Below are 22,869 nucleotides of genomic sequence, written 5' to 3'. Positions count from 1 at the left end.
CGGCGTTGTCAATCAACGGGCTGCACCACATCGCCCAGCTTTATGCGCCCCGGCCGCACCACCTCGGCGCACCACCCACCATGCCCCCGCACGGCGGAATAGCCGCCTTTGCCCAGCGCCTCCTCCATCCGGCTGCACGGCGCGCAGATCACGGTAAAGCGTAGGATCGCCTCGCCAACCTGAACTTCGCGCCCCTTAAGCGCGGCCAGATTGATTCCCGAGATAACAAGATTGCGCCGCAGGATATCGGGCGAGACCGGTCCCTTCCCGAGATACGACCCAATCGCCGACAGATGCTCATTCTGGATCAGGGTCACCGCCCGCTTGCCTGCGCGGCTCCGGTCGCCATCAAGCCCATTGGTGGAGATCATGCCTTCCTCATCCGCGACCACCATTCCAGCCCGCCGATCCGGTCTAAGGCCGATCCATTCCACGCGACCGGGCTGGGCCCAACTTGATATCAAATCGCTTAGCATATCGTTCTCGAAACCTCGCGCGATCTACAATTCAGAACTCAAGAATTACGCTGCAAGTACTCGTTCGCGCCATTGTAAAATCTATGTGCGCTGTCTAAGACGTTCAAATGTAAACAAGAGTAAACGTTGTAGCCGGACTGCTGCCATAGCTTGCGTTGGTCTTCCGTTGGATTGTCTCCTGTTTCCACAATTTTGCCCTCACTGTGGATCGCAACCATCACCAAATCTAAGAAGCTCAATTTTCTAACGTCTTTGACGGGCGTTGCTTGAGATTGCGTATGAGTGCCGCCCATCTTGTCTGCCACAAAGCGTGCTATTTCTTCCCGCGTAATGAATTTTCCTGAAGAATACCCAACTTTTTGTACCCTGAACGCATTGAAGTCATAGATAGTATCGCCTTTCTTACATCGTGACGTTACCTCAGCATCTTTTATGAATTGCACCTCAACCGCGAGGCCAAGCGGAACCGGAACCGCGGCAAACCATTTGTTTATTGCCTTGTTAGTTTTAGCCTCATTCACAAATCCAGAATGGTCTGGAACACTAAACATAGATTGTTGGCCGCCAAGCTTTTTATGAACAGGATTCATACCGTTGTCGCACATCCATTTTCTCAAGATTGGCGCCAGTATCGACCTTATCTCATGCTGAGAGGGGAACTCATGGTTGGGTGAAACTTGGTAACGAGAGAGTATTTCAAGATCGCCTTTTAATTCATCAATCAAGCTGTCAAAAGAATACAAATCCGCCTCCGCACTTGGTGTTCGGAAATAGATAAGTAATCATTTTTGATAGTAAAGATGTATGTCAGCCGCTGCTTGCCCCTCCGAGATACCTCCGCTATCACCCCGCCCAACCTGATTTCCCCGACCCAGAGGACGCGACATGGCCGCCTATCAATATGTCTACCACATGCAGGGTGTCTCCAAGACCTATCTCGGTGGCAAAAAGTGCTTTGAAAACATCCACCTAAGCTTTCTGCCCGGTGTGAAAATCGGTGTTGTCGGCGTCAACGGCGCCGGTAAATCGACGCTGATGAAGATCATGGCGGGCCTCGACAAGGACTTCACCGGCGAGGCCTGGGCCGCCGAGGGTGCCAAGGTCGGCTATCTGCCGCAGGAACCGAAACTGGATGAAACCCTCAGCGTTCGTGAAAACGTCATGCTGGGCGTGGCCGAAAAGAAGGCGATCCTTGATCGCTATAACGAACTGGCGATGAACTACAGCGACGAAACCGCTGATGAGATGGCCAAACTGCAGGACGAGATCGACAGCCAGAACCTGTGGGACCTCGACAGCCAGATCGACGTCTCGATGGAGGCGCTGCGCTGCCCAGCAGACGACGCCAACATCGCCAACCTTTCGGGCGGTGAGAAACGCCGCGTCGCGCTCTGCAAACTGCTGCTGCAGGCCCCCGACATGCTGCTGCTCGATGAACCGACCAACCACTTGGACGCCGAAACCATCGCCTGGCTGCAGCAACACCTGATCGACTACAAGGGCACCATCCTGATCGTCACCCACGACCGCTATTTCCTGGACAGCATCACCGGCTGGATCCTTGAACTCGATCGTGGCCGGGGCCTGCCTTACGAGGGCAACTACTCCGCATGGCTGGAACAAAAAGCCAAACGGTTGGAGCAGGAAGCGCGCGAGGACAAGTCCAAGCAGAAGACCCTGCAACGCGAATTGGACTGGATGCGTCAGGGCCAGAAGGCCCGTCAGGCCAAATCCAAGGCCCGGATCAACGCCTATAACGAGCTGGCAGACCAGTCCGAACGCGAAAAGCTGACCCGCGCCCAGATCGTCATCCCCAACGGCCAGCGCCTTGGCGGCAAAGTGATCGAGGTCGAAGGTCTGTCCAAACACATGGGCGACAAACAACTGATCGAAGGGCTGGACTTTGCCCTGCCCCCCGGCGGAATTGTCGGCGTCATCGGCCCCAACGGCGCCGGTAAATCGACCCTGTTCAAGATGCTCACCGGTCAGGAACAGCCCGACAACGGCACCATCACGCTGGGCGACACAGTCGAGCTGTCTTATGTTGACCAGTCCCGCGATGACCTCAAGGACAACGACACTGTGTGGGAGGCGATCACCGGCGGTGCCGAGATCATTCAGCTGGGTGACGCGCAGGTCAATTCCCGCGCCTATTGCTCGTCCTTCAATTTCAAGGGCGGCGACCAGCAGAAAAAGGTCTCACTGCTATCCGGTGGTGAGCGCAACCGCGTCCACATGGCCCGCCTGCTGAAAGAGGGCGGCAACGTCTTGCTGCTCGATGAACCAACCAACGATCTGGACGTCGAAACCCTGCGTGCGTTGGAAGACGCCCTGGTCGATTTCGCCGGCTGCGCCGTCGTCATCTCACACGACCGCTTTTTCTTGGACCGTATCTGTACGCATATTCTGGCGTTCGAGGGCGATGCCCATGTGGAATGGTTCGAGGGCAACTTCGAGGACTACGAAGAGGACAAAAAGCGCCGCCTGGGGCCGGACGCACTGGAGCCCAAGCGGTTGAAGCATAAGAAGTTTGCGCGATAAAAACTATGTTTGAAGCCCGGAACCAACGGATATGATTCCGGGCCTCAAATAGCCTGTTTAGAGTGAGTACCAGCTTAGAAATCAGGAATACGGTTTGACTGGTGTGTGCGGCTATCTTTCTTAGCTTCTCAAGACCATTTGTGAGCCTTATGCAGCCGGTCGGAGTTCAGCCTCTCACAACTTAAGTCACGTTGTCCGCGCATTCTCGATCTGTGCCTTACAACAGCCTGCGGAAATCAGTTGCTTTTGCGACTGGCCGACTGACTGTTGGTTCTCACCACTCCGAACCTGTTTCTCGTTCAGAACGTCTCCAAAAAGCACAGTCAGTTCTTTTTTATTAACCGCTCCAGAATTTGCAATTTGTGTTTTCCCGGCAAGCTTTTGGGGCACCGAATTTGCCTGCTCCGCTGATTTGAAAATATGGTCTAAGATCGACTTGAAAAACATATCTTTCACCGTGCGTGTTGGGTTTCTCGAAATTGTTTAAAGCTGAGTATTCGTTGCAATGTTCCGCTGCGGGCCGATCCGAGCGTGCGGTGGACTTCGGCTCAAGGACCGTATTTCCGTGAGTGGCCACCCGCAGCGGTGCAGCGTACATAAGAAAGAAAGATCAAGCGCCAACGGGGAAGAAAACCGCGTTCCGCGTCATTCTTGAACAGCCTGTCAAAAAGTCATTTTGTGATGCGACTTTGCGGACTAAAGCTCATGCCACTGTCCCTATCGTGACGTCACGGCACTATTTATTGTTGATAGTTTTGGGTGCTTCTTTTGCGAATTGTCGGGGTTCTAAACTGAGGTTCTTCAGAGGAGTGATGGGTGAAACCACCCATCCTACGGTTCCCCAAGCTTCCCTTGGTGACGCTGCCACTCCATTCCGGATCAACGCGACCCGCACGAATATCGCGGCGTATCGACGAATACGGCCAATGGGTTGGGTGCGCTAAGAATCCGTGTTTGACGGGATTACCCCAGCAATATGCCATGTGATTGCGATAATCTCGTTCATCGCGGACACAATGCTCCCAAAACCTGCGTTGCCAATTCCCACGTTCCTGTTGGACAACTTTCGACCCACCCCGCGGACCGAACATACCGACGCCACGCACAAACCGAATTTTGGTCAACCGCCACCGTGTTAAATAATCCGCATCTCTCGGCGGCAAGGTCCAAACCGCGTGCCAATGATCCGGCAACACAACAAACGCGTCACCACAAAGGCCGCGGTAAATTGCTCCACCTCGCGCACCAACAAATCCGATGATCGATCTGCCAGAGACACGGTGAAAAGGTACTTGGCCCCGGGAATGCGGATGCGGCGGCAATTGCTGGTGCTGCAACCTGATCACAGGCTTGGTTAGAGTTTTCTAGATGCCCACTCAGCGCACTGATCGCATAGCTTTACCTTATCAAAGGCCGCTGAACCAATAATCAAACCCATCGGCGGATTCTTGTACAAATCGGGAATCTGGCCCTCAAACCCTTGTACGAAACGCACAAAATCCCTTGTCACACGCCCACCCCAATGCCATATCAATGGGGCTTACGTTTTTCTATTTCGACCCACTGTCACCGTTTCCGGCGCTCAGTCTATCGATACAGACAACGACGCCGGGCTGCCGCAACTCCGTGGGCAGCACTAAACAGGAGACAACGGATATGCCCACAGGCACCGTAAAATGGTTCAACACCACCAAAGGTTTTGGCTTTATCGCACCTGAAGATGGCGGCAAAGACATCTTCGTTCACATCTCGGCCGTCGAGCGTTCGGGCCTGACCGGTCTGGCCGACAACCAGAAAGTCACGTACGAGCTGCGCGCTGGTCGTGACGGCCGCGAAAGCGCCGACGATATCGCACTGGCCTAAGGCCATGAAAGGGCGGAGGTTACCTCTGCCCTTTTCACATCACGCGGGACAAAACTGCAACAGAAGTGTGTCTCTGCGATTACATCACAATACGGTTACTCTTGGCAGATGATTGACCAGATCGGTTATCATTCCGACACTGGTTTACGATTTCCTTGTTGTCTTAAAGAGAACCAATATGTTCACACGTCGTACTTTCCTTGCAGCATCTGCAGCCGCGGGCCTAGCGCCCGGTATTGCTTCGGCCAAGAAGAAGGCCGTTGAATACGACCCCACGCCCCAATTCGTTCGGGTCAAGAAACAATTTCTGCCGGGGCAGCTTCTGGTCGCGCCACGGTCCTTCTATCTGTATCTCATCACCGAACCGCGCAAGGCAATCCGTTATGGGTGCGGCGTTGGCAAGGCAGGTCTGGAATTCACTGGCACAGCCACGATCGACGTCAAGAAAGAGTGGCCGACATGGCGCCCCACGAACGAGATGATCGAACGTGAACCGCTGACTTACGCTAAGTTCAAGGACAATGATTATGTTCAACCGGGCGGTGATGGTAACCCGCTGGGCGCGCGCGCTCTCTACCTGTTTCAGAATGGGGTCGACACCTATTTCCGTATCCACGGGACGACGCAGCCGCAAACCATCGGGCGCGCGGCCTCAAACGGATGCATTCGGATGCTGAACGCCCATGTCATCGACTTGTATGAACGTGTACCGGTCGGAACTGTGGTCACGGTGGTCTGAGGCGGTCACGGCCCGGACCAGTCGACGTCCGTCGCCTCTTCGATCTGCAACAACCCGTCAGGCCAAGGTTGCGCCAGCGCCTTTGCGTCGTCCTCGGTTCCTGTAAGCCATGTCTGAATGTCGGCAGGATCCAGCAGGACACCCATTCGATGGTGTATCGGCTCCAGATCAGCATTGGGTGGGCAAGTAACAGCTGCACACTGGTCAACCCGCAGACCGCCCGGAGCCTGCCAACTGTCCGTGATCGCAGCAAAGAACAGAAGTGAGCCATCTGCAGAGGAGATGCGCCACGCGGTTTTACGGCGCTTTTCACCTGTCCACTCGTACCACCCGTCGACCGGAACCACGGCCCGCCCAACGCCGTCGAATGCGGTTTTGTCAAAGACGGTTTCGGATCGGGCGTTGATTATGGTTTCCATCACCGGTCGACCGCGCGCATTGACACGCCCAACCGGGATCATGCCCCATCGCATGGGCGTCAGGCCTTGGGCAGCCAAGACTATCAGTTCCTGACCCGGTTGAATGTTCCTTCGCGGCGGCTGCAGGTCCACATCACACCGGACATTCAAAAATTGGGCGATCTCGGACATCGGCCGTGTCAGAAAAAATCGCCCGGGCATCTTTTCAATCCTGCTTGGCCGAGGTTTCGACCAACTCCAGCACGTAAGGCCCAAGCGCTGCTACGATCCGCGCCACGCCTTCTTTGTTGGGGTGAATTCCATCCGGTTGCATGAACTGCCAGACTGCGTTCGGGTCGCCGTTTGGCTGCAACCCTTCAAAAAAATTTTCTGCAAACACAAGTTGATATGCCTTGGCTAGATCCGCGTACATCGCATCAAATGCCTGCTTGTAATCGACCCCGTAATTCCCCGGCGCCTGCATTCCGATCAGCAAAACCTCAACCTCTGCCGCCCGGGCGGAGGTTACGATTGTCTCAAGGTTCGCGCGCGACACAGCCGGGTCGATACCGCGCAGCAGGTCATTGCCGCCCAGCGCCACAATCATCGCGTCCACGTCAGGTGTCAGCGTCCAATCCACACGGGCCGCGCCGCCTGCGGTTGTATCCCCGGATACTCCGGCATTTATCAATTGCACGTCTGCGCCCTGATCCTTCAGCCATTGATCCAACTGTGGTACGAACCCGTCCTGTTCCATTAGCCCGTATCCTTGTGTCAGCGAGTCCCCGAGGGCCGCGATGACCAACGGTTCCGCTGTGGCGGCAAAGCCGCAACAAGCAAACAGTAAAGCCATCAGAGCCTTGCGCATTTTTTGAACCACTCCATATCCCAAAATGACCGCCTCCTTTTGGAAGTACCTATGACGACACCTGTTCTTTCGCTTCAAAATGCCGCTTTGTCGCTGGATGGCAATGCCGGTCGGGTTAATATCCTGCATGAGATTAACCTGACCGTCGTAAAAGGCGAAACGCTTGGGCTTGTCGGGCCGTCCGGATCTGGCAAATCCTCGCTGCTGATGCTGATGGGCGGATTGGAACAGGCAAGCGCGGGCAAGATCACAGCCCTTGGCCAGGATCTGACTGGCATGGATGAGGATTCTCTTGCCCGTTTCCGGCGCAATGCGATGGGGGTCGTCTTTCAGAACTTTCATCTGATCCCAACCATGACTGCCCTGGAAAATGTGGCCACGCCGCTGGAATTGGCCGGACACAAGGATGCGTTTCAACGCGCCGCGGCAGAACTTGACGCGGTAGGCCTGTCGCATCGCCGCGATCATTATCCGGCGCAATTGTCAGGTGGCGAACAACAACGCGTTGCACTGGCCCGCGCCGCCGCACCGCGTCCGCAGATTTTGCTGGCGGATGAGCCGACAGGAAATTTAGACGAAACGAACGGCGCGGCTATCGTCGATCTATTGTTCGGCCTGCGCGACAAACACGGCGCCACTCTGGTGCTTGTAACCCACAGTCATAGTCTTGCGCGCAGGTGCGATCGGGTTGTGCGCTTGCGCGACGGGCGGATTTCGGAAGACAGCCAGCAAAAGGCCGCGGAATGAGCCTTCGGCTAGCCGGGCGGCTGGCACGCCGTGAACTTCGGGGCGGGCTGCATGGGTTTCGCATTTTCCTCGCGTGTCTTGCGCTGGGTGTCGCCGCGATTGCAGCAGTCGGGTCGGTACGCCACGCGATCCAGGCAGGATTGGCCGAGGAAGGCGCGGCCCTGTTGGGCGGGGATGCGCAACTGGAATTCACCTACCGATTTGCAACAGATGACGAACGCGCTTGGATGGACCAGACCGGGACAGCTGTCTCTGAAGTGGTCGATTTTCGCTCAATGGCCGTTGCAGATCAGGGCGCTGAAACGCAACGCGCGCTGACTCAGGTCAAATCGGTCGACGACACTTACCCGTTATTGGGATCTCCGGTTTTGAAGCCTGCACTGCCCCTATCGGCGGCTTTAGGGACACATCAAGGACTTCCGGGCGCAGTAATGGACCCGTCGCTTATTGATCGGCTAAGCCTTTCCGTCGGAGATCGCTTTGCATTGGGAACTCAAGAATTCATCCTGACCGCCGCATTAATCCATGAACCGGACGGGGCGACAGATGGCTTTGGTCTGGGCCCTCGCACGCTGGTGCGGACCGAAGACTTGCAAGTATCCGGCCTGTTGGCCCCGGGAACTCTGTTTTCCACCAAATACCGCCTGGCCCTGCCATCAGGAACCGATCTGCAAGATCTAGCGGTAGAAGCGCGTCAGAATTTTGAGGGCACCGGTATGCGATGGACTGATGCTCGCAACGGTGCGCCCGGCATTGCCGAGTTTGTCGGGCGGCTCAGCGCATTTCTGGTTCTGGTCGGGTTATCAGGCCTTGCAGTCGGCGGCATCGGAGTTTCCGCAGCCGTGCGCGCCTATCTGTCCCAAAAGACAGAGACCATCGCGACGCTGCGCACACTGGGCGCTGACAAGGCGACGATATTCCAAACTTATATGATCCAGATCGGTGTCCTGTCGGGGATCGGGATCTTGCTGGGCCTTGCCTTGGGCGGGTTGCTGCCGCTGCTGCTGGCCCCCTTGATTGAAGCCCGGCTGCCTGTACCCGCGGTTTTCTCATTTTATCCGGCGCCGCTTGCCGAAGCAGCGTTGTACGGTTTACTGACGGCCTTTCTGTTCACGCTCTGGCCCCTTGCCCGCACCGAAGACGTCCGCGCAGCGACGCTGTTTCGGGATGCTCTGACCTCGGCGCGTGCGGTTCCACGAGGGGTATACCTCATCGCAACGGGTTTCGGCCTCGCGCTGCTGATCGCATCAGCCGCCTGGTTCAGCGGCTCGGCGCGCCTGACGTTCTGGACCGCCGGAGGGTTGGTGGGCGCGTTGCTGCTGCTGTCCGCTGCGGCCTACGCGGTGCGCCGCCTGGCCCGGCTCAGCGCTCCGTCAGCGCGCGGGCGTCCGACCCTTCGGTGGGCCTTGTCGGCCATTTCCGACCCGCGAGAGGGCGCTGCATCCGTTGTACTGTCTCTGGGTCTTGGGCTTTCGGTTCTGGCGGCCGTTGGACAGATCGACGGCACCTTGCGCAATGCAATTTCCGGCAACTTGCCGGACGTTGCGCCGTCTTACTTCTTCGTCGACATCCAGAAGGACCAGATGCCGGGTTTTAACAACAGGTTAACCACCGACCCCGGCGTCAGCCGGATCGAAAGCGCACCAATGCTGCGCGGGATCATCACACAGATCAACGGCAAGCCCGCCCGCGAAGTGGCAGGCGATCATTGGGTGCTGGATGGCGACCGGGGCATCACCTATTCCGTCCGGCCATCCGAAAACGCGCGCATAACCTCGGGCGAATGGTGGGCAGAAGACTATACCGGTACGCCGCAGGTGAGTTTTGCAGCCGAGGAGGCGGAAGAAATGGGCCTTAAGCTGGGCGACCAACTGACCGTGAACATTTTGGGCCGGGACATTACCGCAGAACTCACATCAACGCGCGAGGTTGATTTCTCGAACGCAGGTATGGGCTTTATCATGTCGATGAATCCATCGGCTCTTGAAGGTGCCCCGCACAGCTTTATCGCGACGGTCTATGCCGAAGAACAGGCCGAAACGGCAATTCTGCGCGATTTGGCCGGGAAGTTCCCCAACATAACGGCGATCCGGGTGCGCGATGCGATTGACCGCGTCTCGGGCCTGTTGGCGGGCATCTCAGCGGCCACGTCTTATGGCGCGGGTATTTCTCTGCTGACCGGTTTCTTGGTTCTCATCGGTGCTGCCGCGGCCGGGGAACCCGCCCGCCGATACGAGGCCGCGATCCTCAAGACACTGGGCGCGGACCGGCGGCGCATCCTGTTCAGCTTTGCCCTGCGCGCCGCGCTGTTGGGCGCGGCTGCTGGTGGCGTTGCGCTGCTGACCGGCATTTTGGGTGGGTGGGCCGTTGCGACCTATATTTTCGACACGAACTTCTCGGTGATCTGGTCGTCCGCTATCGTCATCGTTCTGGCGGGCATCATCGTGACGCTTGGCGCGGGGCTAATCTTTGCCCTGCGTCCCCTGGCCGTCCGCCCTGCCCGCATCCTGCGTGCCAGCGATTAACCGGCGCGCGCGCAGGTAACCGGTTGCAGGATCTGCAGCAAAGGATCGTTGTCGCAGATCAGGGCGTCCAGTGTGATCTCGTCCAGCGAGGCATAGAAGACCTCAGCCGCGTCCTGTAATGCCACCCGCAATCGACATGCATCCGTCAACGGGCAGGTGTTGTCGGCATCCGCAAAACACTCGGCCAGCGGCAAGTTGCCTTCGACATGGCGAAAAACCGATCCGATACGGATCTGTTCGGCCGGCCGGGCCAGTACCATACCGCCGTTACGACCGCGCTGCGTGCTTAGATAACCCAACTGGCTTAGTTGATTGATGACCTGTGCCAGATGGTTCTCGGAAATATTGCACACTTCGGCAATCTCGGACTTGGTGACCAGCCTATCCTGATGCGCTGCACAATACATCAGCAGCCGCACCGCAATGTTCGTCCGTTTGGTTATCCGCATCGTGACCTCCCAAGTTTCAAGATGCAGACTTATTGCATGTCCGGCATAAAAGCGGTTTGACATACATCAATCGTCAGGAAAGGACGCGCAGACCAATGGCAGATCCCTATTTCTTTGGCTACGGCAGCCTTGTGAACCTGTCGACCCATGACTTTCCCGATCCGCATCCTTCCCTGCTAAAAGGCTGGCGGCGCGCATGGCGGCACACTGACCTGCGACCGGTCGCCTTTCTGACTGCGGTACCAGACCCCACGTCCGAAATCGAAGGCATGATCGCCCATGTGCCCAAAAATGATTGGGCCGCACTGGACGAACGGGAATGGGCCTATGACCGAATTCCCGCGACACAATCCATCATGCACCCAATAAAGCACGAGGTCGAGATTGCCGTCTATGCTGTGCCTCTTGAGCGGCACAAGGCACCAAGCAATCACCACCCATTGCTACTGAGTTACATTGATGTGGTCGTGCAGGGATACCTGCGCGCATTTGGTGAAGACGGCGCAGATCGTTTCTTTGCCACCACAGATGGATGGGATTCACCAATCCTGAACGACCGGGCCGAGCCCCGATACCCGCGCCATCAACAGTTGAAATCGGTTGAGACCGAATTCGTGGATGATCGTCTCAGCTGTCTCTCAGCCCGGATTGAGCAGAACGCATAGAAAAAGGCGGGATCGAATGACCCCGCCTTTCCTCATTCTATTGTCGTACGCTCAGGATTTTGCGCGGATCACCTGCAGCAGTGGCAACAGAGTGGCCATCTCAGGCCCCCGTTCCATGCCGGTCAGCGCCTTGCGCAGCGGCATAAACAGACCCTTGCCCTTACGGCCGGTCGCTTCTTTAACCGTGCTGGTCCATTTGCCCCAGGTTTCGCCATCGAACGAACCTTCAGGCAGCAGCGCCATAGCCTCTGCGATAAAGTCACGATCCTCATCCGCAATCAGCGGCTCTGCCCCATCGCGGCACAGCTCCCACCAGCCCTTGAGATCAGCCAAAGTGGTGATGTTTTCGCGTGCCATCGCCCAGAAGGGCTCAGCCAGATCGGCGGGAACGCCCGCATCAGAAACAGCGTCCGCAACGTCGGCCAGGGGCAGAGATTGCAGATGCTTTGCCGTCAGCGGGAACAGGTCCTGCACATCGAACTTGGTCGGCGCGGCCCCAAATCGGTTCACATCGAAGCCTTCAATCAGTTCCGCCATTTCCGAGCGCAGCTCAACCGGGTCGGAGGAGCCCAGACGCGCCATGAGGCTCAGCAACGCCATCGGCTGCACGCCCTGTTCACGCAGATCACGCAGGGCCAGCGTGCCAAGTCGCTTCGACAGTGCCTCTCCTTGCGGACCGGTTAACAGCGAATGGTGCGCGAAACGCGGGCAAGTGCCGCCCAGCGCTTTGATGATCTGAATCTGGGTCGCGGTATTGGTCACATGGTCCGAGCCGCGTACCACATCGGTGACGCCCATTTCGGTGTCATCCACCACAGACGCAATCGTATAGAGAACCTGACCATCGCCCCGGATCAGAACCGGATCGGACACGGATGCCGCATCGATCGAGATGTCGCCCAGAATGCCATCATTCCACTCAATCCGCTCGTGATCCAACTTGAAGCGCCAGACACCGCTGCCACGCTCGGCCCGCAGCGCCTCTTTCTCCGCATCCGAGAGGTTTAGCGCAGCGCGGTCATAAACCGGCGGCTTGCCCATGTTCAGTTGCTTCTTGCGCTTGAGGTCCAGCTCGGTCGGCGTCTCGAACGCCTCATAGAACCTGCCCATCTCGCGTAGTTTGTCTGCCGCTTCCGCATAACGGTCCAGACGATCCGACTGACGCTCAACCCGATCCCAATGCAGACCCAGCCACTCCATGTCCTGTTTGATGGCGTCGACATACTCTTCTTTCGACCGCTCAGGATCGGTGTCGTCGATCCGCAAGATGAACGTGCCGCCCGCCTTGCGGGCGATCAAATAGTTCATCAAGGCGGTGCGCAGGTTGCCCACGTGGATGTAACCGGTGGGCGACGGGGCAAAACGGGTGGTTGTCATAGGTGTCTCCTGTTGGCGCGGCTCATGTCACAGGATTGGCCAATTGTCCAGCAAAGGCGTTCAGATCGGCTGGACCGGCCAGTGCCGATTCAAGTCCTCTAGCCCGGCGCGGATCAGTTCAGACAGAACATTCGTGTCAATATTCGCCAGCTTGTTCAAATAGAGACAGGACTTGCCCAGCTTGTGTTTACCCAGTCTGGACAGAATATCCCCGAAATCTGCGTAGCCGGGCATGATGTAGATCGACAAAGCCATTTTGCGCGGGGAAAACCCGGTTGCCAGAAACTCTCCTCCGCGCCCGGACTTGTAGCGATAATGGTAACGACCATAGCCCACAATCGACGCCCCCACATAACAGGTTCAAACCCGATCGCGTGCCGAAAAAGAGCATCCAACGCCCGCGCATCATCTGCCTTCTTCGCCGGTTGAATTGCCGCCAAAAAGCCATCGACGCTTTGCCCTGTGGGGGCGGTTTTATTCCCAGATCGCGCCACAAACAAAAATTAACACGTAATGTTCATCCACGCAGCCCATTTGATTTGTGTATAAACTGGCAAGAGACTTGCGCAGACCTAAACTCACCGAATGGTGTTCTGACAGGGAGAACCAATATGACCATCAAATTGACACGCCGCGCGGCACTGGGTACCGCGGCAGCTTTGCCCTTTGCCGCAGCCGCAGCGCCGGTTCTGGCAGCCGGAGCCGAGGCCAAGGCAAACTCAACCATCGCCAAATCCTTTGCGTTGGGCGATTTCACCGTAACTACACTTCTGGATGGCAGCCTGCCACGCGATGGCGCCCAGGAAATCTTTGGCGGCGGAGCGTCAGATGAAGACTTCGCAAAAGTCTCAGCAGACAATTTCATCTCGCCGGATGTCGCGCAGTTCTTCTTTACCCCGACTCTGGTTAACACCGGGTCTGAGCTGGTCCTGTTCGACACGGGGTTGGGGCAAGGTGGAATTCAGGCGGCATTGGCCGATGCAGGTGTGACACCGGATCAAATCAATGTCGTCGTCATCACCCATATGCATCCCGATCATATCGGCGGCATGACCACCAATGACGCGCCGACCTTCCCGAACGCGCGCTATGTCACCTCCTCTCCGGAATATGACTTCTGGGCGGCGCAGGACGCAGGCAATCGTGTCGGAGATCTGGTCGCGGCCAAGGTCACACCTTTGGCCGAGAAGATGACCTTTGTTGAAAATGGCGGCGAAGTCTCGTCGGGCATCACCTCTGTTGCAGCTTTTGGCCATACGCCTGGCCACACAGTTTATCATCTGGAAAGCAACGGGCAGCGTCTGGTTCTGACCGCCGATCTGGCAAACCACTATGTCTGGTCCTTTGCCCATCCCGAATGGGAGGTTCGCTTTGACATGGATAAGGCCGCAGCCACGGCGTCGCGCCGCGACGTGCTGGGTATGCTGGCCGCCGACAAGGTTCCGATGATCGGCTATCACATGCCCTTCCCCGGCGCGGGCTTTGTCGAAACACGAGGCGAGGGGTTCCGTTATGTACCTGTTTCTTATCAATTAATGGGCTGAAAAGAAGGCACCCCGACGCGCTGGGCGTCGGGGCGTTTTCTCGGTCTATGATCCGCTTCATACGGACATCGTGCGGACCGTGGCTTTGGTTTACCCCATTCCATACGGCCCACCCGGTTGCAGATCACCGAACACCCCCCACGCTTTGTGGCATGCGCCCTCGAACACCACATCGTCCTCGGAGATACTGTCCTTGAAATTGGGGTAGTCCATGGCCCGTGCCAGTTTCTCCATCATCATGGCGAAGTGGTTGCGCGGGATGAATGCCCGGGCTTGAAGAGAGGTGTTGGCACAATGGACTCCTCTGTTCTCAGAAAATGAAGGCGCCAAGTGATAAGCATCTATTTTATATAGCATAATGGATGCCAAATTGCGATCATTTGCGCATTCGATAGAGGCACCAGGCAAGGTCGTACAGGTGCCCGCATTTATGTCTCTCTCTCAAATGTCCTAGGGATACTGTACAAATGCATTCAGGATTGGCGTAGCCGACGTTTTTGTCATCGTGGACTGAACTGTTGTTCGCCGAATTTTTTCCGAGACGCTATGGTAAGTGAGGCGGATTAATGTGTAACCTCTATTCGAATATGACCCCGGCAGATGCGATGCGGCAGCTATTCGACGTCGCTGTAGAAAAAGACAGGCTCGGAAACGCGGAACCGCTTCCAGCAATCTACCCAAAGCACATGGCGCCCATTGTCAGGGAAGACGAAGACGGGGCGCGTGAACTCGTGTCTCTGTCCTGGGGGTTTCGAACGACCAAGAAATCAAAAAAGACTGGCGCCATCCTGCAACCTAATGCCTGGAACAATGCGCGGGACGACAAGGTCCTAAAGAGCGGGCTGTGGAGGAACAGCTTCGAAGAGCGCCGTTGTCTCGTACCTGCAAGTTCGTTCTGCGAGGCGCAAGGGCGCAATCCTGCGACATACCATTGGTTCGCGCTCAAGGGCTCCGTGGCTCGCCCACCATTTGCGTTTGCCGGGATGTGGCAGGTCTCGCGATACGAAGGCAAAGAGGGCCCAGAAGAGGTTCCTGCGTACACAGTGATAACCACCTCAACGAATGACATTGTGCGTCCGATACATCCGCAGAGAATGCCAGTCATACTCCGTCCTAGTGATTATGAGGCCTGGTTAGGTGGCAGCGCCGCGGAGGCCATTGAACTGCTAAAGCCCTATGACTCAGATGAGATGGATATCGTCAGATCGGGCGTAGGGGAAAAGTCTGACACTAGTCTTTGAAAGGTAAGGTGTTTGAGAAAATTCCGATCAACGAATGTCCGCTTACCATCTCGCCTCAGTCATCCGACGATTTTTGTCAGATGACTGCGTTGAGCCCAAGTCACAATTATTGCGCGACCATTTAATGACCGCTAATTGCAATCTACTGGCATTTGCTCCAGCGGTTTCGGGCTCAAGCGCCGCTAATCGTGCGGCAATTTTCACAGTGCAGGAACAAATGAAAAACTGGTTGTACTGCCAGTCTGCCGAAACAGGCGTCATTCTCTTTTGGACTACTTGCATACCATCATTGAGGACTACTGCCGTCAGCGACGATTTTGCACGGTCTGACGCCAATGAGAAGCGTAGGTCTCCAGTGACTCGCCGATGTCCGAGTTGATCAATGATAGGGTTTCATCTGCGAGTACATCCGTCTTGCCCCTCACCAACATGGCCGCGCCCGCACTAGTGCCAGTGCTGCCAGCCGCTCCATAGACTTTGGAAGCCGCTGCGACGGCCAGCATCTTAAGATACAGCTGATTGTTTGCAAATGGACCTTCGACAACAATCGTATCCTTGTGGCCAATGTTGGAAAGACATTCCGCCGTCACCAGCGCGAGATAAACCGCCACTGCGGCCACTCTTGTGCCAGTGCCGACGTTTGGTTCAGGCCCCTCCCAACCCGAGGGATACCCCTGGAATGGCCCGGTATCTTCGACGACAGCGGGCATCAGCATGATCCCTTTCGTCAGAACATCGCGCACATCCTGAGGCGTTGGCTCAGGACAAGTGCCACCCGTGGCAAGGTCGTGTTCGCGACCACCCATGAAGCGGGCAGACGGGGCCGGATCGCCAAGGGCGGTGACGTTAATCAAAGTATCAAGATTGGGATCAAGCTGAACAGAATTGCCACCGATTGACATGGCAATCACCCATGTTCCAGTCGAAACAACACTAAACGGCGGTGTTTGCGAAAGGACGTAAGGCAGAAGCGAAGCGTTGGAATCGTGGATGCCGCAATAAACGGGCGTACCGGGCGGCAAGCCGGTCTGTTCTGCGATTGTCGGCAAGATCGGGCCCAGAACCTCTGACGGCTTGCGAACGGGTGACAGTTTGTCCGAGATGCCGAGCTTGTCCACCAATAACGAAAAGTCGCCCTTGTGCGGGTTCCAAAGGTCCGTGTGGCACCCAAGTGACGTGACATCCATGGCGGTGTTGCCCGTCAGCTTTGCGCCCCAGAACTGTGGATAGGTCACGATCTGGTCGGTTTTTGCCTTCAAATCCGGATCGACCTGAAACTGCCAAAACAGTTGCGCGCCGATGTTCAACCCACCCGCCAGTCGTGGTGATCCTGTTTCGGAAAAAGGGGGGCGGATGGCGTTGTAGTCGTCAGCCGACTCATCCGGTCCGGCAAACTCGTAATCGAGGATCGGTGCTGCGAGATCTCCTCTGCTATTGAGCAGCGCGGCACAGGCACCGTGGGTGGTGATTGAAATCGCGTCAATGCCGTGCGCTGCATGAAAGTCGCGCAGGCCCTCGAGCAGAAAGGCCCAATGCCCCTCCACGTCGAAATGCGGCCATGGCGGCCCCGGCAGGACGGTGTTTGGGCGGGTGATCACCACAATCTCGGTCAGGCTTTCCCTGTCGACCAGCACAAGTTTTGCGTTGGTCTTTCCGATGTCTATGACCGCGACGTGATGTGTCATGGCATGTGGAAAACGGTTTCTAGTGGCGTTGCAACCGGTTCGTTGCCAGCGTGCGTTTCCATGATGTCTGCCATATGTGCCCACCACTTTTGCATGACCGGGTGATCAGGCAACGCGTCCATACTGTGCCCGTCCTGTCGCCACAGGACCCCGAAAAGGGTGTTGGTGTCTGCATCCAGATGGATCGAATAATCCGTTACGCCCGCATCCTTGAGGAGTGTAACAAGCTCTGGCCAGATCTCGTCATGCCGTTTGATATATTCTGCGCGACATCCGGGGTTCAGGCGCATCTTGAAGGCGTATTTTTCCATCAACGCGCCCGCCACATGGACCACAGGCGCGGCAGGGCGATGACCCCGATCAACAGCGCGCCAATCACGATGGACATGACGATGCCGGGCACGTTCAGCAGCCCCAGTCCAAACGTGACCAACCCCATCACGAAGGCCGCAATGACAACCCCGACAATCGTACCAGAACCACCCAAGATGCTGACGCCGCCCAGTACAACCATTGTCACGATCTCAAGTTCCCAGCCTGTCGCGATGGACGGCCGGGTTGAGCCGAGCCGAGCCGTCAGGCAGATGGCGGCGACGCCGGACATCAGGCCGGTGAGCAAGAACAGGATGAATTTTACCCGCTGCACCCGGATGCCGGAGAACATGGCACCCGTCGCGTTGTTGCCAATTGCATAGACTGCCCGGCCAAAGTTGGTCCTGTGCAACAGGACTGCGTAAATCACAGCGATGATCGCAAAGAGCACGAATTCAAACGAGATCACCCACCAAACATAGCCCTGACCAAACCAAGAGAAGCTGGCCGGATACCCACGAAATGCCTGGTCGCCCAATACGATGTAACTGATGCCGCGAAACAGGCTCATCGTGCCGATCGTCACCACGATAGACGGCAAACCCAAGCGGGTAACGAGAACGCCATTGAAGGCACCACAAAGTAGCCCAACGCCAAGTCCGATCATCACGAGGCCCGGTGTGCCAACGCCCATCTGCACAGCCGCACCCATCGCGGTCGAGGCCAGCGCGATAGTCGAAGCCACGGACAGGTCGATCTCTCCGGATATGATGAGCAGCGCCATGGCAAAGGCGATCATCGCTTTTTCGGTAAAGTTAAAGGTCGCGTCACTGAGGTTCCACGCGTTGAGGAAGTAAGGCGATGCAAGGCTGTTGGCGATAAAGATGCCGATGGCCACCAGCAAAAGAAGTGTTTCCCAACTTTTGAGCCTTTGTTCTAGCGGCGAGCGCAGGCGGTCAGGGATGATGCGTTCGGTGGTGCTCATGATGCCTGCTCCGCACGTTTGAGGATAATGCGTCCTTTTTCTCGGTTAGCCTGCGCGTTCAGCGCCACAGCAACGATGATCGCGCCACCTGAAATGGCCAACTGCCAAAAAGGAGAGATGTCGACGACGGGCAATGCGTTTTTGATGATGCCGAGGAACAAGGCTCCCAGCAGCGCACCCGCCACAGTACCGACGCCCCCCATGATGGACACGCCGCCAATCACGCAGGCGGCGACCACGTCCAGCTCAAAGCCCCCGGCGATATCAACGTAGGACACGGCAAAGCGCGATACCCAGAGATACCCCGTCAAACCCGCGAGCGCGCCGGAGATCGTAAAGGCCCAGAATTGCGTCTTGCCCACGTTGATCCCGGCATAGGTGGCGGCATGTGGGTTGCCGCCAGCCGCATAAAACGCCCGGCCCAGAGTTGTGCGCGTCATCACGATGGTGAACACAATTACAGCCAGAATTGCGATCCAACCCAAGACCGGCAACCCGAGCAATTCGGTGCGCGGGAACGCTTTGAACGCCGGGCTCATCTCGTGGCTGTTGACCCATTTCCCGTCCGAAATGACAAAGATGATCCCCCGAAAAATGGTCATCGTGCCCAACGTGACCACGATTGGCGGGATGGCCAGCTTCCACACCAATACGCCGTTGATCATGCCCAAAAGGGTGCCAAGGCCGATTGCGACGACAAGGATAACGATAATCGGAAGTCCCGGGGCAGCAACATTGACCATGGACACCACCATGCCCGTTAGCGCCAGATTGGCCGCGACACTCAGGTCGATGCATTTGGTCAGGATCACGATCATCTGACCGATGGCCAAAAGGATCAGTGGCGACGTGTCATTGAATACGTTTGCCAGATTGGGTGGTGTTATAAAGCCCGGAAAGCGGGACGAGATAAGCGCCAGCAACAGGACAATGGCTCCGACCAGAAGGGCCTCGCGCGATGTGATCAGTCGTTTCAGCATGCTGTGTTCCCCTCAGATACCGGCGGCGTGGCGGACAAGCGTTTCGGGTTGCAGGTCTTTATCAGACAATTCAGCAACCATACGGCCTTCGCGCATCACGATAACGCGGTCGGACATCCCCAGAATTTCCGGGATCTCCGAGCTGACCATGATCACCGCAAGACCTTGCGCGGCAAGTTCAGCCATGAATTCGTGCACTGCAGCCTTGGAGCCGATGTCGACGCCTTTGGTTGGCTCATCGAGAATGATCACCTTGGGTTGGGTCGCCAGCCATTTTGCGATGACGACTTTTTGCTGGTTGCCACCAGACAGGTTGGTAACATGTGTGTCCAAAGACGCGGCGCGCAGATCCAGTCGCTCGGTATATTCGCGCGCCAGCTTGAATTCTTCCGCCAGCTTCAGAAACCCATTGTTGGAAAGCCGCCCCAAAGAGGGCAGCGTGACGTTCTGAAAGATTGGCAGATCAAGTATCGCACCCTGCTTCCCACGGTCTTCGGGCACGTAGACGATGCCATGATCGACAGCATCAGCAGGGGATTTGATCTGGACGGGCGCTCTATCAATTTCAACGGCGCCGGCTGAGAGGCGCGTCATGCCAAACAGCGCTTGCATAAACTCGGACCGACCCGCCCCAACAAGACCGTAAAAGCCAAGGATTTCGCCCGTGCGCAGGGTGAACCCAATGTCCTCGAACTCTGTTGGATGGCTGTAGCCTGCAACTTTTAGAATGTCGTCGCCCGGATTGGGCGTGCGCTGCGGAAAAATCTGGCTGACATCGCGGCCCACCATCATCTTGACGAGGTCAGCCTCAGTCACATCAGCAATCGCGCCATCACCGATCAATTGTCCGTCGCGAAATACTGTGTAGTTGTCAGCGATCCGGAAAATCTCGTCAAACTTGTGGCTGATAAACAGGATAGCCTTTCCTTGCGCCTTGAGGCTTTCAACAAGCTCGTAGAGTTCCTCGATTTCCTTGTGAGACAGTGCCGCTGTTGGTTCATCCATGATGACAACGCGGGCATCAATCGACAGAGCGCGGGCAATGGCCACCAGATGCTTGTTGGCGATGCCGAGGTCCTTGAGCTTATGATCGGGCTCAATCTTGGCACCAACACCGTCAAGGATTTCACCCGCCTTCTGGTTCATCATCTTTCGGTCTATCAGGCCAAACGCACCACGCGGGGCATGGCCCAGAAAAATGTTTTCTGCCACTGACAGTTCATCAAAAAGCACCGTTTCCTGATGGATCGCGGTCACGCCGTTGTCAGCGGCGGCCTGCGGTGCGGGAAAGGTTGTGCGCTGCCCATCGACCAGAATGGCGCCGCCGTCAGGTTGATAGATGCCTGTTAGGATCTTTACGACTGTGGACTTGCCAGCGCCGTTTTCACCGATCAAAGCGGTGACCTTGCCTGGTATCAGCTGCAGCGAGATCTCGGACAAGGCTTTGACGCCGGGAAAGGTTTTCGTAACTCCGTCGAGCGCAAGAATTGCTGTCTGCGCAGTCGAGCCTTCAGACGGTATCGCGCTGTCTGATTTTTTCAGCATTTCAGGTCTCGACTTGTTCAGATGGGGGATGTCGGCGCGGCCGATTGGGCCGCGCCAGTGATCGCGTCAGTTGATCAGAAGATCGATTTGAACTGATCGATATTGGACGCATCGTAGATGAACGGATCTGCCATGGCAGCCGAATTGCTTTCATCCAAAGTGATGGTGCCGACCCGACCAATCGAGATTTCGGCACCGGGCTCTGCCGTTGCAGCACCGGAGACCAGCGCATGGGCAATCATTGCTGCGGAGTATCCAAGATCGATTGGGTTCCAGATTGCAAAGGACTGTGACGCACCACTCTCGATAGCACCCGCCATTTCGGACGGCAGACCAAGGCCGGTGACGTTGACTTCACCCACTTTGCCAGCGTCGACAACGGCCTGTGCCGCAGCCACGATGCCGACAGATGTCGGTGCGATGATCGCGTCGAGGTCAGGATAAGACTGCATGAGACCTGTCGCTTCGCGATAGGACTTGTCGGCAAGGTCGTCACCATAGACGGTCGAGACGACGTTGATGCCGGGATAGTTGCCCATCACCTTGGTCATCTCTTCGATCCAGATGTTCTGGTTCGTTGATGTGGTCGTGGCTGAAAGCACCGCCACGTCCCCGCCATCGGGCAGGTGATCAGCGGCCAGTTTGATGATCATGTTGCCGATCAGCGCGTTGGAGGATGGGTTGAGGTGCATCTGACGACCCTCATCTGCGACGCCTGAGTCCCATGAGATAACCGTGATACCGCGTTGCATGGCCTTTTTCAGTGTCGGCACAAGCGCATCTGTATCATTTGCCGATACCGCGATTGCGTCCACGCCCTGAGCGATGAGCGAGTTGATCACCTCAATCTGGCCTTCGGCGGTTGTATCGGTGGGGCCGGTGTAGATGATCTCGACTCCGCCAAGTTCATCAGCAGCCTCTTGGGCGCCTTCTGCAGCCGCTTCAAAGAAGCCGATGCCGAGGGCCTTTACGACCAGCGCGATACGCATATCGTCCTGCGCCATTGCTGTGGTCCCGAACAGGCTTGCTGCAAGGCTGAGGCCTGCGGTTAGAGTAGTGAAAGCGCGACGTTTCATTGGTTTCCTCCCTAAAGTACGTTCGCTGGTAATGCCCCGATCAAGAGGCCACGTTTTTCTGAGCGCCCCCTGACTGGGTAACGATCAGCGTCACTTCGGCGGCTTCGAGCATCGAGGCCGCTTTGTCTGTTATCTGGTCATCGGTGATGACGGTCGTGATCCGGTTCAACGGGCACAAAACGAGGCTTGAGCGTTGCTCGAACTTTGTGCTGTCAGCTAGAACGACAAGCTCGTCTGCCTGCCCTATCAATTTTTGCTCAGCTTGGATCAGTAAGGGATCCGCTTCCATCAGCCCAAGTGGTCCCAACCCTTGCGCGCCCATGAACATGCGCCGAGCACAAAAATTACGTGTCACGTCGTTGTCGAATGGCGAAAGAATGATGTTCTGTTCACGATAAATTGTGCCGCCCGACAACATTATGGTGTTTTTGGAATGCTTGAGCAGATGCTCGGCAATCGGAAAAGAGTTGGTGAAGACCTGCAGCCGACGGCTAGCCAGTGGGTGTACCATCTGAAATGTCGTCGTGCCGCCATTGATGATGATCGCGTCACCGTCTTCACACAAATCAACGGCAGCGGCAGCTATGGCCTGCTTTTCTTCAATGCGCATGGCCTCATTGACCGAAAATGGCCGGCCGGCAAGACCAACGAACTGTGGCGGGCTTAAAGCTTCAGCACCGCCACGCACCCGGCGCAGCAGCTTGTCCTGATCCAGAGTCGCAATATCACGGCGGATCGTTGCCTCCGACGCACCGGTCAGATTGCAAAGGTCAACCACGGTCACAACAGGCCGCTCTTCGACCGCAGACAGGATGATCGTATGACGTTCTTTCTCATGCATTGCTGGCCTCCC

The 22,869-nt window shown here is 56.7% G+C and carries 24 protein-coding genes; 8 read left to right on the top strand and 16 right to left on the bottom strand.

Annotated features, from left to right (window positions below):
* Nucleotides 1-8 precede the first annotated feature (8 nt).
* The gene (locus DHN12_RS10505) at nucleotides 9-476 is read right to left on the bottom strand and encodes an MOSC domain-containing protein (RefSeq protein WP_108860151.1); all 468 of its coding nucleotides are present in this window, start codon (nucleotides 474-476) and stop codon (nucleotides 9-11) included.
* 38 nt (nucleotides 477-514) lie between these two features.
* Nucleotides 515-1,219, bottom strand: coding sequence for a hypothetical protein (locus DHN12_RS10500; protein WP_159090016.1), 705 nt, complete (start codon nucleotides 1,217-1,219; stop codon nucleotides 515-517).
* A 142-nt stretch (nucleotides 1,220-1,361) separates the two neighbouring features.
* On the opposite strand from DHN12_RS10500, the gene ettA reads away from it, so the two are divergent.
* A complete protein-coding gene (ettA, locus tag DHN12_RS10495; protein WP_108860149.1) occupies nucleotides 1,362-3,017 on the top strand; it encodes an energy-dependent translational throttle protein EttA in 1,656 nt (551 codons plus the stop codon).
* A 186-nt stretch (nucleotides 3,018-3,203) separates the two neighbouring features.
* Here ettA and DHN12_RS10490 read toward each other — a convergent pair whose 3' ends face one another.
* Nucleotides 3,204-3,473, bottom strand: a complete 270-nt coding sequence (locus DHN12_RS10490) for a hypothetical protein (RefSeq protein ID WP_159090015.1) — start codon at nucleotides 3,471-3,473, stop codon at nucleotides 3,204-3,206.
* A 1,200-nt stretch (nucleotides 3,474-4,673) separates the two neighbouring features.
* On the opposite strand from DHN12_RS10490, the gene DHN12_RS10480 reads away from it, so the two are divergent.
* Nucleotides 4,674-4,880 carry a cold-shock protein gene (locus DHN12_RS10480; RefSeq protein WP_058273677.1) on the top strand — a complete coding sequence of 69 codons (207 nt, stop codon included), beginning with the start codon at nucleotides 4,674-4,676 and terminating at the stop codon, nucleotides 4,878-4,880.
* Between the two features lie 178 nt (nucleotides 4,881-5,058).
* Entirely contained in the window at nucleotides 5,059-5,619 is a 561-nt protein-coding gene (locus DHN12_RS10475; protein WP_108860147.1) for a L,D-transpeptidase, read from the top strand.
* A gap of 5 nt (nucleotides 5,620-5,624) precedes the next feature.
* Here DHN12_RS10475 and DHN12_RS10470 read toward each other — a convergent pair whose 3' ends face one another.
* Together DHN12_RS10470 and DHN12_RS10465 are read right to left on the bottom strand one after the other, a co-directional pair.
* Nucleotides 5,625-6,239: an SOS response-associated peptidase gene (locus DHN12_RS10470; RefSeq protein ID WP_108860146.1), complete on the bottom strand. Its 615-nt coding sequence runs from the start codon at nucleotides 6,237-6,239 to the stop codon at nucleotides 5,625-5,627.
* A 4-nt stretch (nucleotides 6,240-6,243) separates the two neighbouring features.
* Nucleotides 6,244-6,870 (bottom strand): arylesterase, encoded by a 627-nt coding sequence (locus tag DHN12_RS10465; protein WP_234416618.1) that lies wholly within the window; start codon nucleotides 6,868-6,870, stop codon nucleotides 6,244-6,246.
* A gap of 66 nt (nucleotides 6,871-6,936) precedes the next feature.
* Here DHN12_RS10465 and DHN12_RS10460 point away from each other — a divergent pair, with 66 nt between their 5' ends.
* Together DHN12_RS10460 and DHN12_RS10455 are read left to right on the top strand one after the other, a co-directional pair.
* Nucleotides 6,937-7,632 carry an ABC transporter ATP-binding protein gene (locus DHN12_RS10460; RefSeq protein WP_108860144.1) on the top strand — a complete coding sequence of 232 codons (696 nt, stop codon included), beginning with the start codon at nucleotides 6,937-6,939 and terminating at the stop codon, nucleotides 7,630-7,632.
* Nucleotides 7,629-10,157, top strand: coding sequence for an ABC transporter permease (locus tag DHN12_RS10455; protein ID WP_108860143.1), 2,529 nt, complete (start codon nucleotides 7,629-7,631; stop codon nucleotides 10,155-10,157). The genes DHN12_RS10460 and DHN12_RS10455 overlap by 4 nt, the downstream gene beginning before the upstream one ends.
* Here DHN12_RS10455 and DHN12_RS10450 read toward each other — a convergent pair.
* Entirely contained in the window at nucleotides 10,154-10,606 is a 453-nt protein-coding gene (locus DHN12_RS10450) for an Rrf2 family transcriptional regulator (protein ID WP_108860186.1), read from the bottom strand. The genes DHN12_RS10455 and DHN12_RS10450 overlap by 4 nt on opposite strands.
* A 95-nt stretch (nucleotides 10,607-10,701) precedes the next feature.
* On the opposite strand from DHN12_RS10450, the gene DHN12_RS10445 reads away from it, so the two are divergent.
* The gene (locus DHN12_RS10445) at nucleotides 10,702-11,271 is read left to right on the top strand and encodes a gamma-glutamylcyclotransferase family protein (RefSeq protein WP_108860142.1); all 570 of its coding nucleotides are present in this window, start codon (nucleotides 10,702-10,704) and stop codon (nucleotides 11,269-11,271) included.
* Nucleotides 11,272-11,322: 51 nt separating this feature from the next.
* On the opposite strand, the gene gltX is transcribed toward DHN12_RS10445, so the two are convergent.
* Together gltX and DHN12_RS10435 are read right to left on the bottom strand one after the other, a co-directional pair.
* Complete coding sequence (gene gltX / locus DHN12_RS10440) at nucleotides 11,323-12,648, bottom strand: glutamate--tRNA ligase (protein WP_108860141.1); 1,326 nt, start codon at nucleotides 12,646-12,648, stop codon at nucleotides 11,323-11,325.
* Nucleotides 12,649-12,708: 60 nt separating this feature from the next.
* Nucleotides 12,709-12,999, bottom strand: coding sequence for a DUF1801 domain-containing protein (locus DHN12_RS10435; protein ID WP_306418402.1), 291 nt, complete (start codon nucleotides 12,997-12,999; stop codon nucleotides 12,709-12,711).
* 260 nt (nucleotides 13,000-13,259) lie between these two features.
* On the opposite strand from DHN12_RS10435, the gene DHN12_RS10430 reads away from it, so the two are divergent.
* The gene (locus DHN12_RS10430) at nucleotides 13,260-14,192 is read left to right on the top strand and encodes an MBL fold metallo-hydrolase (RefSeq protein WP_108860140.1); all 933 of its coding nucleotides are present in this window, start codon (nucleotides 13,260-13,262) and stop codon (nucleotides 14,190-14,192) included.
* 90 nt (nucleotides 14,193-14,282) lie between these two features.
* Here the strand turns inward: DHN12_RS10430 and DHN12_RS24435 are convergent, their stop codons facing one another.
* Nucleotides 14,283-14,432, bottom strand: a complete 150-nt coding sequence (locus tag DHN12_RS24435) for a hypothetical protein (protein ID WP_159090014.1) — start codon at nucleotides 14,430-14,432, stop codon at nucleotides 14,283-14,285.
* A gap of 326 nt (nucleotides 14,433-14,758) precedes the next feature.
* Between DHN12_RS24435 and DHN12_RS10420 the strand changes: the two genes are divergently transcribed.
* Nucleotides 14,759-15,433, top strand: a complete 675-nt coding sequence (locus DHN12_RS10420; RefSeq protein WP_108860138.1) for an SOS response-associated peptidase — start codon at nucleotides 14,759-14,761, stop codon at nucleotides 15,431-15,433.
* 305 nt (nucleotides 15,434-15,738) lie between these two features.
* Here DHN12_RS10420 and DHN12_RS10415 read toward each other — a convergent pair whose 3' ends face one another.
* The 7 genes from DHN12_RS10415 to DHN12_RS10385 form a co-directional block, all read right to left on the bottom strand.
* Nucleotides 15,739-17,118: an FGGY-family carbohydrate kinase gene (locus DHN12_RS10415; RefSeq protein ID WP_108860137.1), complete on the bottom strand. Its 1,380-nt coding sequence runs from the start codon at nucleotides 17,116-17,118 to the stop codon at nucleotides 15,739-15,741.
* The gene (gene rhaM / locus DHN12_RS10410; protein ID WP_199913493.1) at nucleotides 17,115-17,429 is read right to left on the bottom strand and encodes an L-rhamnose mutarotase; all 315 of its coding nucleotides are present in this window, start codon (nucleotides 17,427-17,429) and stop codon (nucleotides 17,115-17,117) included. Before rhaM ends, DHN12_RS10415 begins: the two co-directional genes overlap by 4 nt.
* Nucleotides 17,429-18,415, bottom strand: coding sequence for an ABC transporter permease (locus DHN12_RS10405; protein ID WP_108860136.1), 987 nt, complete (start codon nucleotides 18,413-18,415; stop codon nucleotides 17,429-17,431). The genes rhaM and DHN12_RS10405 overlap by 1 nt, the downstream gene beginning before the upstream one ends.
* The gene (locus DHN12_RS10400; RefSeq protein WP_199913492.1) at nucleotides 18,412-19,395 is read right to left on the bottom strand and encodes an ABC transporter permease; all 984 of its coding nucleotides are present in this window, start codon (nucleotides 19,393-19,395) and stop codon (nucleotides 18,412-18,414) included. Before DHN12_RS10400 ends, DHN12_RS10405 begins: the two co-directional genes overlap by 4 nt.
* A 12-nt stretch (nucleotides 19,396-19,407) precedes the next feature.
* On the bottom strand, nucleotides 19,408-20,940 hold the full coding sequence (locus DHN12_RS10395) for a sugar ABC transporter ATP-binding protein (RefSeq protein ID WP_108860135.1): 1,533 nt from the start codon (nucleotides 20,938-20,940) through the stop codon (nucleotides 19,408-19,410).
* A 74-nt stretch (nucleotides 20,941-21,014) separates the two neighbouring features.
* Nucleotides 21,015-22,016, bottom strand: coding sequence for a rhamnose ABC transporter substrate-binding protein (gene rhaS / locus DHN12_RS10390; protein WP_108860134.1), 1,002 nt, complete (start codon nucleotides 22,014-22,016; stop codon nucleotides 21,015-21,017).
* Nucleotides 22,017-22,056: 40 nt separating this feature from the next.
* Entirely contained in the window at nucleotides 22,057-22,857 is an 801-nt protein-coding gene (locus tag DHN12_RS10385; RefSeq protein WP_108860133.1) for a DeoR/GlpR family DNA-binding transcription regulator, read from the bottom strand.
* Between the last annotated feature and the right edge of the window lie 12 nt (nucleotides 22,858-22,869).

Origin of the sequence: Ruegeria sp. Alg231-54, from assembly GCF_900143525.1 — a bacterium.
Lineage (GTDB): Bacteria > Pseudomonadota > Alphaproteobacteria > Rhodobacterales > Rhodobacteraceae > Ruegeria.
This window is presented reverse-complemented; position numbering and strand designations above follow the sequence as displayed.

What these genes read in the sequence shown, in the direction of transcription:
- DHN12_RS10505 (WP_108860151.1), bottom strand. Translation starts at nt 476, where the DNA reads ATGCTAAGCGATTTGATATCAAGTTGGGCCCAGCCCGGTCGCGTGGAA.
- ettA (WP_108860149.1), top strand. Translation starts at nt 1,362, where the DNA reads ATGGCCGCCTATCAATATGTCTACCACATGCAGGGTGTCTCCAAGACC.
- DHN12_RS10480 (WP_058273677.1), top strand. Translation starts at nt 4,674, where the DNA reads ATGCCCACAGGCACCGTAAAATGGTTCAACACCACCAAAGGTTTTGGC.
- DHN12_RS10475 (WP_108860147.1), top strand. Translation starts at nt 5,059, where the DNA reads ATGTTCACACGTCGTACTTTCCTTGCAGCATCTGCAGCCGCGGGCCTA.
- DHN12_RS10470 (WP_108860146.1), bottom strand. Translation starts at nt 6,239, where the DNA reads ATGCCCGGGCGATTTTTTCTGACACGGCCGATGTCCGAGATCGCCCAA.
- DHN12_RS10465 (WP_234416618.1), bottom strand. Translation starts at nt 6,870, where the DNA reads ATGGCTTTACTGTTTGCTTGTTGCGGCTTTGCCGCCACAGCGGAACCG.
- DHN12_RS10460 (WP_108860144.1), top strand. Translation starts at nt 6,937, where the DNA reads ATGACGACACCTGTTCTTTCGCTTCAAAATGCCGCTTTGTCGCTGGAT.
- DHN12_RS10455 (WP_108860143.1), top strand. Translation starts at nt 7,629, where the DNA reads ATGAGCCTTCGGCTAGCCGGGCGGCTGGCACGCCGTGAACTTCGGGGC.
- DHN12_RS10450 (WP_108860186.1), bottom strand. Translation starts at nt 10,606, where the DNA reads ATGCGGATAACCAAACGGACGAACATTGCGGTGCGGCTGCTGATGTAT.
- DHN12_RS10445 (WP_108860142.1), top strand. Translation starts at nt 10,702, where the DNA reads ATGGCAGATCCCTATTTCTTTGGCTACGGCAGCCTTGTGAACCTGTCG.
- gltX (WP_108860141.1), bottom strand. Translation starts at nt 12,648, where the DNA reads ATGACAACCACCCGTTTTGCCCCGTCGCCCACCGGTTACATCCACGTG.
- DHN12_RS10430 (WP_108860140.1), top strand. Translation starts at nt 13,260, where the DNA reads ATGACCATCAAATTGACACGCCGCGCGGCACTGGGTACCGCGGCAGCT.
- DHN12_RS24435 (WP_159090014.1), bottom strand. Translation starts at nt 14,432, where the DNA reads ATGATGATGGAGAAACTGGCACGGGCCATGGACTACCCCAATTTCAAG.
- DHN12_RS10420 (WP_108860138.1), top strand. Translation starts at nt 14,759, where the DNA reads ATGTGTAACCTCTATTCGAATATGACCCCGGCAGATGCGATGCGGCAG.
- DHN12_RS10415 (WP_108860137.1), bottom strand. Translation starts at nt 17,118, where the DNA reads ATGACACATCACGTCGCGGTCATAGACATCGGAAAGACCAACGCAAAA.
- rhaM (WP_199913493.1), bottom strand. Translation starts at nt 17,429, where the DNA reads ATGGAAAAATACGCCTTCAAGATGCGCCTGAACCCCGGATGTCGCGCA.
- DHN12_RS10405 (WP_108860136.1), bottom strand. Translation starts at nt 18,415, where the DNA reads ATGAGCACCACCGAACGCATCATCCCTGACCGCCTGCGCTCGCCGCTA.
- DHN12_RS10400 (WP_199913492.1), bottom strand. Translation starts at nt 19,395, where the DNA reads ATGCTGAAACGACTGATCACATCGCGCGAGGCCCTTCTGGTCGGAGCC.
- DHN12_RS10395 (WP_108860135.1), bottom strand. Translation starts at nt 20,940, where the DNA reads ATGCTGAAAAAATCAGACAGCGCGATACCGTCTGAAGGCTCGACTGCG.
- rhaS (WP_108860134.1), bottom strand. Translation starts at nt 22,016, where the DNA reads ATGAAACGTCGCGCTTTCACTACTCTAACCGCAGGCCTCAGCCTTGCA.
- DHN12_RS10385 (WP_108860133.1), bottom strand. Translation starts at nt 22,857, where the DNA reads ATGCATGAGAAAGAACGTCATACGATCATCCTGTCTGCGGTCGAAGAG.